Annotated in this window: 15 protein-coding genes and 1 other annotated feature; all 15 genes read right to left on the bottom strand. The window is 36.7% G+C overall.

What is annotated here, in order from left to right; translation table 11 throughout:
• On the bottom strand, positions 1-277 hold a 277-nt coding region (locus tag V7183_RS06235; protein WP_335358990.1), incomplete at its 3' end, for a signal peptidase II.
• Between the two features lie 129 nt (positions 278-406).
• The gene (locus tag V7183_RS06230; RefSeq protein WP_097895110.1) at positions 407-736 is read right to left on the bottom strand and encodes a molecular chaperone DnaK; all 330 of its coding nucleotides are present in this window, start codon (positions 734-736) and stop codon (positions 407-409) included.
• 248 nt (positions 737-984) lie between these two features.
• Positions 985-3750 (bottom strand): isoleucine--tRNA ligase, encoded by a 2766-nt coding sequence (gene ileS2 / locus V7183_RS06225; RefSeq protein WP_097895107.1) that lies wholly within the window; start codon positions 3748-3750, stop codon positions 985-987.
• A gap of 73 nt (positions 3751-3823) precedes the next feature.
• Positions 3824-4048 (bottom strand) — a binding site (T-box leader).
• 51 nt (positions 4049-4099) lie between these two features.
• Positions 4100-4606 (bottom strand): septum site-determining protein DivIVA, encoded by a 507-nt coding sequence (divIVA, locus tag V7183_RS06220; RefSeq protein ID WP_097895105.1) that lies wholly within the window; start codon positions 4604-4606, stop codon positions 4100-4102.
• 93 nt (positions 4607-4699) lie between these two features.
• Entirely contained in the window at positions 4700-5473 is a 774-nt protein-coding gene (locus tag V7183_RS06215) for an RNA-binding protein (RefSeq protein WP_335358989.1), read from the bottom strand.
• A gap of 15 nt (positions 5474-5488) precedes the next feature.
• Entirely contained in the window at positions 5489-5752 is a 264-nt protein-coding gene (locus V7183_RS06210) for a YggT family protein (protein WP_097895101.1), read from the bottom strand.
• Between the two features lie 6 nt (positions 5753-5758).
• Complete coding sequence (locus V7183_RS06205) at positions 5759-6229, bottom strand: cell division protein SepF (protein ID WP_097895100.1); 471 nt, start codon at positions 6227-6229, stop codon at positions 5759-5761.
• A gap of 19 nt (positions 6230-6248) precedes the next feature.
• Positions 6249-6923, bottom strand: coding sequence for a YggS family pyridoxal phosphate-dependent enzyme (locus tag V7183_RS06200; RefSeq protein WP_335358988.1), 675 nt, complete (start codon positions 6921-6923; stop codon positions 6249-6251).
• A gap of 5 nt (positions 6924-6928) precedes the next feature.
• Positions 6929-7738, bottom strand: a complete 810-nt coding sequence (gene pgeF / locus V7183_RS06195) for a peptidoglycan editing factor PgeF (RefSeq protein WP_335358987.1) — start codon at positions 7736-7738, stop codon at positions 6929-6931.
• Between the two features lie 117 nt (positions 7739-7855).
• Entirely contained in the window at positions 7856-8134 is a 279-nt protein-coding gene (locus V7183_RS06190) for a YlmC/YmxH family sporulation protein (RefSeq protein WP_141523153.1), read from the bottom strand.
• 199 nt (positions 8135-8333) lie between these two features.
• Positions 8334-9113: an RNA polymerase sporulation sigma factor SigG gene (gene sigG, locus V7183_RS06185; RefSeq protein ID WP_097895093.1), complete on the bottom strand. Its 780-nt coding sequence runs from the start codon at positions 9111-9113 to the stop codon at positions 8334-8336.
• A gap of 183 nt (positions 9114-9296) precedes the next feature.
• Positions 9297-10016 carry an RNA polymerase sporulation sigma factor SigE gene (sigE, locus tag V7183_RS06180; RefSeq protein WP_097895091.1) on the bottom strand — a complete coding sequence of 240 codons (720 nt, stop codon included), beginning with the start codon at positions 10014-10016 and terminating at the stop codon, positions 9297-9299.
• A 19-nt stretch (positions 10017-10035) separates the two neighbouring features.
• A complete protein-coding gene (spoIIGA, locus tag V7183_RS06175; protein ID WP_141523154.1) occupies positions 10036-10953 on the bottom strand; it encodes a sigma-E processing peptidase SpoIIGA in 918 nt (305 codons plus the stop codon).
• 397 nt (positions 10954-11350) lie between these two features.
• On the bottom strand, positions 11351-12505 hold the full coding sequence (gene ftsZ / locus V7183_RS06170) for a cell division protein FtsZ (RefSeq protein WP_097895088.1): 1155 nt from the start codon (positions 12503-12505) through the stop codon (positions 11351-11353).
• 39 nt (positions 12506-12544) lie between these two features.
• Positions 12545-13846, bottom strand: coding sequence for a cell division protein FtsA (gene ftsA / locus V7183_RS06165; RefSeq protein WP_097895086.1), 1302 nt, complete (start codon positions 13844-13846; stop codon positions 12545-12547).
• Positions 13847-13972: the final 126 nt, after the last annotated feature.

Below are 13972 nucleotides of genomic sequence, written 5' to 3'. Positions count from 1 at the left end.
AAATAAGACCTAATGAAATCCCTAGGAGTTTATCTGTTTTTGCGTACTTTTTCATATAAAATACAATAAATCCAACAAAAACAACTGTAATGATATAGAAGAACCACATTCTATTTTCTAAAATGCCCCAGGCAGCTCCTCTGTTCCGATGTGATGTTATGTATAATACATTATCGATAATCGGGATACTTGTACCTAATTCCATGTTCTTTACAATGAACCATTTCGATATTTGATCGATGGCAATGACAAATAACGCTATTAAATAATATATCATTTTCATTTCCCCCACAAAGACAGTGTACCTCAAAATTTTAGCATAGCTGCTATCTTTTCACAATGAACCTTTATAGAAGAATAAAATAAAATGAAAAAAGGTAATATAATATCGTTGTGCTTATTATACTTATACATTTACCTTTTCATATAAAAACTCTCCCATTGTACGCGCCGTTGGCATCATTTTCATCTGCTGTACAGGAATATATTTCCCCGTTTCCTCACAAATGCCATACATATTGATTTCCATTTTAAATAAAGCTCGTTCCACGTCTTTTAAATCTTCTCTTATATCATGTAAGAACAATTTCTTTTTTTCATCTTCCTTCTGTTCATACCTTAGTTCCTGTCCGAATTCCACATAATATGTGTGCATCGCTTCTTTTGCCAGTCGCTCCTGTAATTCTTTTCTCATCAATTGTAACTCTTCTCTAATTTCCATATAGATTTCATTCACGTGTACATTCCTCCCGGCTGCAATGTACCGTTAGTGTGTCCGAAATTCACTTCCTTACCGCACACACATTTTTCCTTCATAGGAAAGAGCTTAAACAACCTTCTCAGCATTCAAGAACCTTGTTCATTCCCCAGTGACAGAAAAAATTTATTAGACTAAACTTTACCAATCGTTTATCTCCATCATATTATCAATTACTAAAAAAACTGACTGCCATTAATAGCAGTCAGTTTTTCTTGATTACATCATTATTTCACATAGTTTTCTTTCACAACTGTCGCACAACGCTCACATAATGTTTCATGCTCAGCGTCTTTACCAATTGTTTCTGAAACTACCCAACAACGTTCACACGTTTCACCAGTTGCCTGAGTAACAACAACCGCTGTATACTCATACTTCGGCGCATCTGCTGGTGCTTCTTCGATTGTACCTCCAAGTTTATACTCAGAAACGATGAATAATTGCTTTAAGTCTTCGCTAATAGACTCTAACATAGCTTTCATTTCTACAGTCGGATATAGCGTAATGCTCGCATTTAATGACTTACCGATTACTTTTTCATTACGAGCTACTTCTAACGCTTTTAATACGTCATCACGTAACGTCATAAATGCATCCCATTTTGTTTTTAATGCTTCCGCACCATCTAATTGTACAGCTTCTGGCATATCAGTTAATTGTACGCTTTCTTCTGTTACTCCAGGAATATATGGCCATACTTCATCAGCTGTATGCGGTAAGATTGGTGTTACAAGTTTCGTTAATGCAACAAGCACATCATATAATACCGTTTGAATTGCACGACGATCTTCGTGATTTGCACCTTCAATGTATAAAATGTCTTTTGCAAAGTCTAAATAGAATGAACTTAAATCAATTGTACAGAAGTTATGAATTGCGTGATATACAGCAGCGAAGTCGTATGTTTCATACGCTTCTTTTACTTTTGTAATTAAGTCATTTAATTTCACTAACATGTAACGGTCCACTTCACGAAGTTCAGCCGTTGCTACAGTATTTTCACTTGGATTAAAGTCATCTAAGTTTCCTAGTAAGAAACGGAATGTGTTACGGATTTTACGATAAACTTCTGCTACTTGTTTTAAAATATCATCTGAAATACGTACATCAGACTGATAGTCAACAGAAGATACCCATAAACGTAAAATGTCTCCGCCTAATTGATCCATAATTTTCTTCGGTACGACGATGTTTCCAATTGACTTACTCATTTTACGACCTTCACCATCTAATACGAAACCATGGCTTAGTACGCCTTTATATGGAGCTTTACCAGTTACAGCAACCGCTGTTGATAACGAAGAGTTAAACCAACCACGATATTGGTCAGATCCTTCTAAATATAAATCTGCTGGACGTTGTAAATCTTCACGCTCTTCCAATACCGCTTGGTGAGAAGAACCTGAATCGAACCATACATCCATGATGTCTGTTTCTTTACGGAATTCACCATTCGGACTACCTGGATGTGTAAACCCTTCTGGTAATAAATCTTTCGCTTCACGCTCGAACCATACGTTAGAACCGTGTTCACGGAATAAATCCGCTACATGGTTAATTGTTTCATCTGTAATAATTGGATCGCCATTCTCTGTATAGAATACAGGAATTGGTACACCCCATGCACGCTGACGAGAAATACACCAGTCACCACGGTCACGAACCATATTATGAAGACGAGTCTCACCCCATGCCGGTACCCATTTCGTTTCTTCAACAGCTTGTAATAACTCTTTACGGAATGCTTCAATAGATGCAAACCACTGTGCTGTTGCACGGAAAATAATCGGTTTTTTCGTTCTCCAATCATGTGGGTATGAATGCGTAATAAATGTTAATTTTAGTAACGCGCCTACCTCTTCTAATTTTTCCGTAATTGGCTTGTTAGCTTTATCATAGAATAAACCTTCAAATCCAGGTGCTTCACTTGTTAATACACCTTTATCGTCAACTGGGCAAAGTACTTCTAATCCATACTTTTTACCAACAACGAAGTCATCTTCCCCGTGTCCAGGTGCTGTATGAACGCAACCTGTACCTGCATCTGTTGTTACGTGCTCCCCTAACATAACTAATGAGTCACGATCGTAGAATGGGTGTTTTGCAACTGTATACTCAAGCTCGCTACCTTTTACCGTTTTCACAACTTCAGTATTTTCCCACTCTAACGTTTTTGCAACCGTCTCAAATAGTTCAGAAGCGATGATATATTTCTCATCATTTACTTTCACAATGCTATATTCAAGTTCTGGATGAACAGAAATACCTAGGTTTGCAGGTAACGTCCAAGGTGTTGTTGTCCAAATAATGAATTTCTCATCACCTTCTAATACGTTCTTCCCATCTTTTACAGGAAATGCTACGTAAATAGATGCTGATTTTTTATCTTGGTATTCAATTTCAGCTTCTGCTAAAGCAGATTCACTCGTTGGAGACCAGTAAACTGGTTTTTGACCTTTATAGATATAACCTTTTTTCGCCATGTCACCAAACACTTTAATTTGTTGTGCTTCATAAGCTGGCTCTAAAGTAATATATGGATTCTCCCAATCTGCACGTACACCAAGACGCTTAAATTGTTCACGTTGACGTTCTACTTGTTCATATGCATACTCTGCACACAACTTACGGAACTCTGCAACCGTCATTTCTTTACGTTTTACCCCTTTATTTGTTAAAGCTTGTTCAATTGGTAAACCGTGCGTATCCCAACCTGGTACATATGGTGCACAGTATCCAGTCATTGATTTGTAGCGAACAATAAAGTCTTTTAGTACTTTATTTAATGCGTGTCCCATGTGAATATCACCATTCGCATATGGAGGCCCATCATGTAGCACAAATAAAGGTCGACCTTTTGTATGTTCTTGTACTTTTTCGTAAATGTTCATTTCAGCCCACTTTTCTTGCATTGCAGGCTCACGTTTTGGTAAATTCCCACGCATCGGGAATTCCGTTTTTGGCATTAGTAATGTGTTTTTGTACTCCATGCTCAATTCCTCCTCGAATATATAAAAGAAAGACCTTAAAAAAATGGAATAAAAAAGAGACTTTCTCATCCCAAAAAGGGACGAGAAAGTCTCCCGCGGTACCACCCTAGTAGACCATACACATATGTACAAGGTCCTCTTTATATTCTTAACGCGAATATACGCCTACGCCTACTCATTTGTTCAGCGCGGAACTCCAGGGTGATATTCCCATTTATCGCCTTATCCTGAGCTTACACCATCCTCAGTTCGCTATATAAGGTGTGAAAAAGGTACTTATCCCTATCTTCGTTTTTCTTAATAAATATGTTGTTTAAAATTATATGTAATAATGAGAAAAACGTCAAGCTTACACTGTTTCTTCTTTTTTCAACAGCTCGTCCACTTCGTCTTCTAACTCAATTAATTTGTCCCAATCGTCGTTGTTTAACATTTCAAGCTGTGTTTCTAACAGCATGCGGAAACGAGTACGGAATACTTTTGCTTGTTTCTTTAACTCTTCAATATCAAATGCAACTTTTCTTGATTTCACTAAAGCTTCATTAATGATACGATCTGCATTCTTTTCTGCTTCACGTACAATTAATTTCGCTTCTTTTTGTGCATTACGTTTCACTTCTTCTGCTGCTTCTTGTGCAACAACAATAGACTTATTTAACGTGTCTTCAATATTAGAGAAATGATCTAACTTTCCTTCTAATTGTGCAACTTTTTCTTCTAAAGCTTTCTTCTCACGAATGACTAATTCATAATCTTTGATGATCTGATCAAGAAATTCATTTACTTGATCTTCATCATAGCCACGAAACCCGCGACTAAATTCTTTATTATGAATATCTAATGGTGTTAACGGCACAAACGCCACCTCCAAGTAGTTATCTAAATTTTCCTCATTCTAAATTATATCTTTTCTTCGACAAAATAAGAGTTTTTCCTTCTAAAAAATCAATCATTTTAGTATACCATACAAAATTATCCATTTGTCGCGTTTCGTTCTTCCTTCTACAGAAAACAATTTACTTCGTCCATATCCTCTAACTGAAAATACATCCCCCGGAAAACATTCATAGGAAGTTTGCTCTACAATTTTCCAGTTCACCTTCACAAGACCATTCTTTATGAGGGGTTGTACCTTTTGACGTGATATATGGAGCATTTCGGCTAATAAGACATCTAGACGAAGTGATGAAACAGTTCCAGACTGCTCTCTCCACTCTTCATGTAATTGCAACACTTGGTTTGGTTGTACACGTGAGAGTGAAACCTTCATTTTTCCTATCGATTGCAAGTTAATTTCAATGTACGAAACAATTTCTTTTGCAACTACAATTTGGGCACGATTTTCTTGGAGCAAAATATCACCGCACTTTTCTCTTGTTAAACCCAGAGACATAAATGCACCTAATATTTGCCTATGTTCAAGCGTATAAAACTTGGAAGGATAGTCAATTTCTAATACTTCTACTTGAAATTCTTCTTCATTTAATTCAAGGTAATCTGGATAAATAAGTGCTCTTTTTCTCTCTGCTTTCGGCGCCGCACCACCAAACTGTAAAGCAACATCTCCTTGATGCCCAATTACTGTAGCTACAATTTGTTGCTGACGTGGATCAAGAAAATCTGTTAATTTTACTTGATGGTACTCTTCTGCCACCTGCTTCCATTCTAACACTTTATCGACAAAGACCGCTTCATCAGGTCTAAAATGCTCATAGATGCTCATTCATTTAACCTCTTGCTATAAGAAATAACGAAACAGACTTACTAAACCACTGCCAGCAAATTTCAACGCAATAATTGCAACGATTGGAGAAATATCAATTACACCAAACGGCGGAATAAATCTCCGAAACGGCTCTAAATACGGTTCACAAATACGTGCAAGGAAGTCACCGAATGTTGATTCTCTTGCGCCTGGGAACCAAGATAGAAGAATATAGATAATAAGCGCCCAAGTGTAAATTTGAATAGCATAGTACAATATTTGTAAAATCATTATCATGGCGTATTACCACCTCTTTATATTTGTCTCTTCCTCTTCACCGAACAACTCTGAAATTGCTCCAACAATGTCCACATTTTCAGGTGTACACATAAACGTTTTCGGTCCTAATTTTTGAATATCCCCGCCTATAGCGTATACAGTACCACTTAAAAAGTCAACGATGCGCACAGCTTGATCAGTAGACATTCTTTGTAAATTAATAACAACAGCCCGTCTTCCTTTTAAATGGTCGGCAATCCCTTGCGCTTCGGAATATGTGCGCGGTTCTAACAAAACAACTTTAGAGGACTGTTTTGCCGTTTCAATGCTCACGATATTTTGTTTTGGTTGTACTTTTGTAAATGGGACATCCTGCTGCTCTGGAGGATCTTGTTGCTTTTTCATTTCTGTTTGCTCCTTTTCATAAGCATATTGAGCTGCTTCTTTTTCTTCTGGTGTGTCAAAAAAGAAGTATTTTACTTTTGACCAACTCATAATAACATTCTCCTTTCTTTTACGCTTTTCCTACTAAAATCGTTCCCAAACGAATATATGTAGCACCTTCCTCAATTGCAATCGTGTAATCATTTGACATTCCCATCGATAGCTCTTCACACGGAGCGTATGGCAATTCTAGTTCCTGCACTTGTTTTTGTAGCATGCGCAGTGTTCTAAAACAACGACGAATTTCCGCTTCTTCCTCCGTAAATGGTGCCATTGTCATCAATCCAACAACTTCAATTTTATCAAAGTCTTGCAAAGCTTGAATAAACGCAATCGCTTCCTCAGTCGATAAACCTTGTTTCGATTCTTCACGTGATGTCTTCACTTGCACAAAACATCGAACCTTCTTTGTAGCACGCTTTTGAATCTCTTTTGCAAGCGAAAGACGATCTAATGAATGTAAATAATCAATCTCATTGATGACCTCTTTTGCTTTTCTCGTTTGTAACGAACCAATGAAATGCCAATTAACTTTCGAGCCAAAATGCTCATATTTTTGTAAAAAGCCCTCATTTCGGTTCTCACCTAAATCAGTAAGTCCAGCTTCTACTACTTCATTTGTTGCTTCAATTCCTACTGTTTTTGTTACTGCAACAAGCTTAATCTCCTGTACCGAGCGCTCTGCTCGTTCACACGCTTTTTTAATTGCTTCCTTTACAACTACTAAATTCTCTTGTACTGCCACTGTTTTCAATCCTCCTTAAAACCTATGAAACTCAACATTCTCCCCGTTTTCCCTTGATCACGGCGATGTGAGAAAAACAATTGTTCTTCACAGCTTGTACAAAGAGACGACATCACAATATGCTCTTCTTTTATGCCAGCTTGTACGCATAATATACGATTAATTTCTTTTAAATCAATCGCATATTGTCCATCTGAAATCAATTTATAAGGAACACGTCCGTTTACTACTTGTTTTGCTGCCGCTAATACACGATCATCAACAACATAACAGCACGATCCAATGGCAGGTCCAATTGCAACATGAATTCCGTGAACAGGGACACCTTCCGCTTTCCACTTTTTAATCATTTCCTTTGCAATCTCTTTAACAGTTCCTTTCCACCCAGCATGTGCAAGTCCTATCATACCATGTGATGGTGCATAGAAATAGAGTGGAACACAATCTGCATAACAAGATGTTAAGCACACATCTTTATCAGTCGTGTAAATACCATCCGTATTTGGAATACCATCTTCATACGAATAAATTCCTCGCCCTTTTTCCTGTTGTCCTACTTTTTCAACATGATGATCATGAACCTGTTCTGAGCAAATCCAATTCTCTAGTGGTTTTTGTAACTTATTCGCTAAAATACGTCTATTTTCATGAACATTCTCCACGATATCATTCACATGTAATCCTAAATTCATCGCATGAAAGGAGCCTGTACTTACCCCACCATCTTTTGTCGTAAATCCAGCAGTAATGTTTCCAAGATCTTTCCACGCTTGTAAATACAATATACCGTCCACATATTTAAATGGTTCTCTCATAAAGCGGCTCCTTCTAATTAAAATAGCTTAAAAAAGCATGGTACTTCCTGTCTATTTTACCATACTTTTATTTTTCCATAATGACAACAGAAAAAAAAGAGGAATTTGTAATATTCTTTAAGAAATTGTCGGTGTTTGTATTGATTCTGTTACAGGATTGACATGATCGCCTCTTACTAGTATGACATCCTCTCCAATTTTCACAATTTGTTTCCAGGGGATTACAAATTCTGCTTCCTTTCCAAATATACCTAACATACGTGTCTGCTTTGAAATAATAACTGCTTGAATTTTCCCTGTGTTCATATCGATATCAATATCTCCAATATTCCCAAGTTTTTTTCCATCTGAGACATTGACAACATCCTTCATCTGAAACTCTGAAATTCGTATCATTGTCATCCGCTCCTTTATCTCGCATTAACAGGAAGTAACCCTCGCTAATAGAAAATCCATTTTATTATCATTATATGAATACGCTATCTCCTCTATGAGCGGAATCTGAACTACACATAATAAAGTGAACCTGTAAATCAATCGTGTTTTATAGACAGCAACTACAAAATAAAAAGACCTCACCATAAATGGTGAGGTCTTATCCTTGAATCGTTTTATTCATTTGTTTAATAGCTGATTTTTCCAAACGTGATACTTGTGCTTGGGAAATTCCAATTTCTTCTGCAACTTCCATTTGTGTTTTCCCTTGAAAGAAACGTTTTCGAATAATCATTTTCTCCCGATCATTCAATCGCTTCATTCCTTCTTTCAATGCCAATTCTTCCACCCATTGCTCGTCCTTTTGTTTCTCATCACTTAACTGATCCATTACAAAAATAGGATCTCCCCCATCATTATATATGGGCTCAAATAACGAAACTGGATCTTGAATGGCATCGAGTGCAAAAACAACTTCCTCATGCGTTACTTCAAGAACCTTTGCAATATCCATTGCCGTTGGCTCTTTTGAATTTTCCGCAATTAACTTTTCTCTTACCTGTAATGCCTTATACGCAATATCTCGTAATGAACGAGATACGCGAATCGGATTGTTATCACGCAAATATCTGCGTATTTCCCCAATAATCATTGGCACAGCATATGTTGAAAATTTAACATTTTGGCTTAAATCAAAGTTATCAATGGATTTCATAAGTCCAATGCAGCCAACTTGAAATAAATCATCAACAAATTCTCCTCTATTGTTAAATCGCTGGATGACGCTCAGTACAAGACGTAAGTTTCCATTCACTAATTTCTCTCTTGCGCTTATCTCTCCACTTTGCATTTCTCGAAATAATTTACGCATCTCTTCATTTTTTAGTACTGGAAGTTTAGCTGTATCAACACCGCAAATTTCTACTTTGTTTCTCGTCAAAGTGTTCCCTCCTATCGGGAGTTGCTGTACAGTGTAAAGTATCTCCTTTGGAGGGAATTTTATGCATATGGTTTTTCCATCTTTACTAACTAACGCGTGATTTGTAAATACAATAAAACCAATCGGAATACCGATTGGTTTTATTAATCTCCCTTGATCATATAAGCTTTTTTACATACTTCTTTATACCATTTTATTAAATTCTTTCCGCAACCTTTTTATAATCCTCTTTTCCAAACGGGAAATATAAGACTGTGAAATCCCTAACATATCTGCTACATCTTTTTGCGTTTTTTCTTCTCCGCCTGCAAGACCAAAACGAAGCTCCATAATTTGCTTTTCACGGTCATTTAATTGATGCAGTGCTTTCATAAGAAGATGACGATCTACAGTAGCCTCTAAATCTTTTGTAATAATATCATCATCTGTACCAAGCACATCCGATAGCAGTAATTCATTCCCATCCCAATCAATATTTAACGGTTCATCAAATGACACCTCTGAACGATTTTTATTATTTCTGCGTAAATGCATTAAGATTTCATTTTCAATACAACGTGATGCATATGTCGCTAATTTTATTTTCTTTTCAGGATTAAATGTATTTACGGCTTTAATAAGACCAATTGTTCCAATACTAATTAAATCCTCGATATTAATTCCTGTATTTTCAAACTTACGAGCTATATATACAACGAGCCGCAAGTTACGCTCAATAAGCAATGACCTTGCTGCTTGATCTCCTTTTGGCAATTTATTCAAAAGAACCTCTTCTTCCTCTTTTGTCAAAGGGGGTGGCAATGCCTCACTTCCACCAATATAATAAATTTCATCGGTCTTAATTCCAAGTTTCAGCAATACTTTATACCAAAGGTATACTAAGTAAAATTTCAATTTCGCCATGTTCTCCCGCCTCTCATCATTAAGCAATTGTCACTTTTTGTGATATCAACATCTTCGGATGTATAATGCATTGATACTCCCCATTGGTAGACAATTGCTGTGTATTTAATCCGATTAATACCTTGTTGACAACCATATCGCTTCCTTCGTGATGAACTTGAACAATATCTGGCTTAATGGCCCATAAAAATTGATGATCCACTCCTACCGCTCGAAAAGGAATTAAGCGTAATCTCGTTGCCCAACCAGAATCATTTTCTGGTATTTGTGGAATCTCTGTTTTGGAATAAATTTGTTCTGTTAACCATGTCGGTAAACAATGTTCTAACGATGAAATATGCATAACCATAACCGGTGTTTTTGTTAAAGGATCATGAAGTTGGTTTCCACTATCAATTAAGCCATCTAATTCAATTTCATTTTCAGCTAGTTTAATATTCACCTTTACGATTTGATCATAATGAATCTTTGTCACTTCTACATTTTCAATACGTTTTTTCGAGAAATAATAAATAATGGGAAATCCAAAAATAACAAACATCCAGCTTACAGGATCACCATAAGAAATTGATTTTACCTGCACTAACCCATTTACCATTTCATTTGTTTGTAGGAAAAAATGAGTTCCAATTAATCCTCCTCCTACCATGAATGTTACAAAATAAAAAGTAAAAACGGTCTGTGTATAATCTCGAAAAGTAGAAAATCCAAATGCCGCATACACAATAAATAACGAATACACGAGTTTCATAATTGGATGTGTCATCATAGAAGCAAAAGGAGTAAAGGCAAAAATAACAATCGTGGAACCGATAAATGCCCCTAAGACAAGCCTCCATCTTTTGATCTTCTTTTTTAACACCGTTGCTGTTAATAAAAGTAAAAGAAAATCAATGCAGGCGTTTAACAACCAAACAACGTCGGCGTAAACAACCAAACAATTCACCTCTTTTTTTAAGTTGAGACTAGTATAATGCATATCCAATGAGAAAGTGTGTCAATTTACGGAGGGGTTTTTTTGTTATTTTGTGGTTTCTAGACATAATCTGTCGTGAAGAAATAAACGTGGATTTTTTATAGAAAGATATATAACTATTAGCTGCTATTTCAAAAAAAAGATCTGCTTAACAGATCTTTCTAACATGTAAACTTTATTCATCTCGTATTTTCCGAAGTGAGTTTCTTCTGAATATGTATTGCAATAAACCGTTAATCATCCAATGATTCTCTTCATCTCTCAATGATCATTAGTCTGCCAATAGCTGGACAGGCAAATCTAGTTTTAACATTTTTTAAACAACTAAAAAAGGAGCTAAATGAAAGCTCCTTTTCTTTTATCGTCTACGACGGTTACGTAAAAATGCTGGGATATCGATATCATCTGAATCCGTATTACGATCATGTACAACAGGCTCTTCACGTTTCACTTCGCGTTTTACTTCACGTTGTTTTTGTGGTTGAGCTACTGGTTGTTGTTGTGCGTAATTTGAATTCGTTGCTGGACGTACAAATGGTTTTGGCGGTTGAACTGAAATACTATCATCAAAACCAGTTGCAATAACAGTTACAACAATATCATCTTTTAATCCTTCATTAATAACAGAACCGAAAATCATATTCACTTCTGGATCTGAAGCTGAAGCTACAATATCTGCTGCTTCTTGTACTTCATATAAACTTAAGTTTGCGCCACCTGTAATGTTCATAATAACACCTTGTGCGCCATCGATAGATGTTTCTAGTAGCGGACTAGAAATTGCTTTCTTTGCAGCTTCCGCAGCACGATTTTCACCATTACCAGAACCGATACCCATTAATGCTGAACCTCTATTAGACATAATAGTTTTTACGTCTGCAAAGTCTAAGTTAATAAGACCAGGTGTAGCAATTAAATCTGAAATACCTTGAACACCTTGGCGTAATACGTTATCCGCTTCACGGAACGCTTCTAACATCGGTGTATTTTTATCTACAATTTCTAGTAAACGATCATTTGGAATTACAATCAATGTATCTACATTTTCTTTAAATGCTGCAATACCAGATGCAGCTTGTGTTGCACGTTTACGTCCTTCAAATGTAAATGGACGCGTTACAACACCAACTGTTAATGCGCCTAATTCCTTTGCAACTTGTGCGACTACTGGAGCTGCACCAGTTCCAGTTCCACCGCCCATACCAGCTGTTACAAAGACCATATCTGCACCGCGAAGTGCTTCTTGGATCTGCTCTTTACTTTCTTCAGCAGCTTTTTTTCCTACTTCAGGATTTGCGCCGGCACCAAGTCCACGCGTTAATTTTCCACCAATTTGCATTTTCGTTTCAGCTTTTGATAGATTTAATGCTTGTGCATCAGTATTTACGGCGATAAAGTCTACACCTTGTACGCCATGCTCAATCATACGATTTACAGCATTATTTCCGCCGCCGCCGACACCGATAACTTTTATATTCGCTAATTGATCTTGAGTAGTATCAAACTCTAACATGTCGAAATCCCCCTAGAACCTCATTTTTCTTGTCCAATTTTAATCCCATAAGTAACGGAATACACGTTTTACTTTTGACATCATACGTTCATCATTTTGATCATTATTGTTTTGATTACGAGTTTTTTGTTTCACAGGTTGCTGTTGTACCGGCATCGTTGCTGGTACTGGGTCAAAATGCTCTTGCGTTTCTTGAACGCTTTTCCCTCGTAATTTAGCTTTTTGATAAGAGTGTTTAATTAACCCAACTCCAATTGTATATTGAGGCTCACGAACACCAATATAATCTGGAGTTGCTATACGAACATTTTCATGTAAAATATCAGATGCAAGATCTAGAATACCTGGCATAGAAGCAATACCACCAGTAAGCACATAACCAGAAGCTACTTGTTTCACTCCCAATTTGCGCACTTCGTCTTGAACGAACATTAAAATTTCTTCTACACGTGCCTCAATAATATCAGATAACTCTAATTGAGAATACTGTTCTGTTTGATCGCTTCCCATAATAGGAACCGTAAACACCTCTTCTTCAGAAGCCGTATCATAAAAAGCATGTCCATATTTCAGCTTAATTTGATCTGCATTCTCTGTTGAAGTTTTTAGCCCTATAGCGATATCCTTTGTTATATGATCTCCACCTAATGGCAATACACTCGTCGCTTGTAACTCTCCATCTCTAAAAATGGATAAAGTTGTAGATCCCCCGCCAATATCAACAAGGGCCACTCCTCTGTTTTTTTCATCAGAAGATAAAGCAACTGTCGCAGCCGCTAACGGTTGCAGGCAAATATCAACAATTTCAAGACCAGCTTTTTCTACACAACGAAGTAAGTTATGTAGTAAAGTTCTTGAGCCTGTAATTAATGTACCTTCCATTTCTAATCTTACGCCGATCATCCCGCGCGGATCGTTAATCTCGTCAAGACCGTCTACAATGAATTGTCGAGGCACCACATCAATAAATTCACGTTCAGGAGCAATTGATACAACTTGCGCTGCATCTAAAACTCGTAAAACATCATCATTCCCGATTTCACGATCTTCATTTGAAACAGCGACTACTCCGTGGCAAGGAAGCAACTGTACTTGGTTTGCATTGACACCAACAACAACTTGTTCAATGTGAATTCCCACCATGCGTTCAGCTTGTTCAATTGCTTTTTTAATTGATCGAACAGTCTCGTCTATGTCAACTATAGAGCCCTTTTTCAAACCATTTGATTTTACGTTTCCAACACCAATAATGTTTAAGCTGTCATTAACCATTTCACCAATGATGACTTTAACATTGGATGTACCGATGTCAAGACTAACATATATTTCATTGCTGTTCATTCTTTGGCACCTCCTTCTTTATTTATACCATACAAGTCAATATATGGAACACCAATCGCAACTTTACTATTTATAAGAAAAATATTCAACGTCTTTATGCATTTCCCTTTTTTAACCCTGTATTTT

The organism is Bacillus sp. JJ1127 (genome assembly GCF_036965845.1).
Classification (GTDB): Bacteria; Bacillota; Bacilli; order Bacillales; family Bacillaceae_G; genus Bacillus_A.
This window is presented reverse-complemented; position numbering and strand designations above follow the sequence as displayed.

Bases quoted from the DNA above. Each gene is read 5' to 3' on its own strand.
- ileS2 (WP_097895107.1), bottom strand. From the start codon at position 3,750: ATGGAGTACAAAAACACATTACTAATGCCAAAAACGGAATTCCCGATG.
- V7183_RS06215 (WP_335358989.1), bottom strand. From the start codon at position 5,473: ATGAGCATCTATGAGCATTTTAGACCTGATGAAGCGGTCTTTGTCGAT.
- V7183_RS06210 (WP_097895101.1), bottom strand. From the start codon at position 5,752: ATGATAATGATTTTACAAATATTGTACTATGCTATTCAAATTTACACT.
- V7183_RS06205 (WP_097895100.1), bottom strand. From the start codon at position 6,229: ATGAGTTGGTCAAAAGTAAAATACTTCTTTTTTGACACACCAGAAGAA.
- pgeF (WP_335358987.1), bottom strand. From the start codon at position 7,738: ATGAGAGAACCATTTAAATATGTGGACGGTATATTGTATTTACAAGCG.
- V7183_RS06190 (WP_141523153.1), bottom strand. From the start codon at position 8,134: ATGATACGAATTTCAGAGTTTCAGATGAAGGATGTTGTCAATGTCTCA.
- sigE (WP_097895091.1), bottom strand. From the start codon at position 10,016: ATGGCGAAATTGAAATTTTACTTAGTATACCTTTGGTATAAAGTATTG.
- ftsZ (WP_097895088.1), bottom strand. From the start codon at position 12,505: ATGTTAGAGTTTGATACTACTCAAGATCAATTAGCGAATATAAAAGTT.
- ftsA (WP_097895086.1), bottom strand. From the start codon at position 13,846: ATGAACAGCAATGAAATATATGTTAGTCTTGACATCGGTACATCCAAT.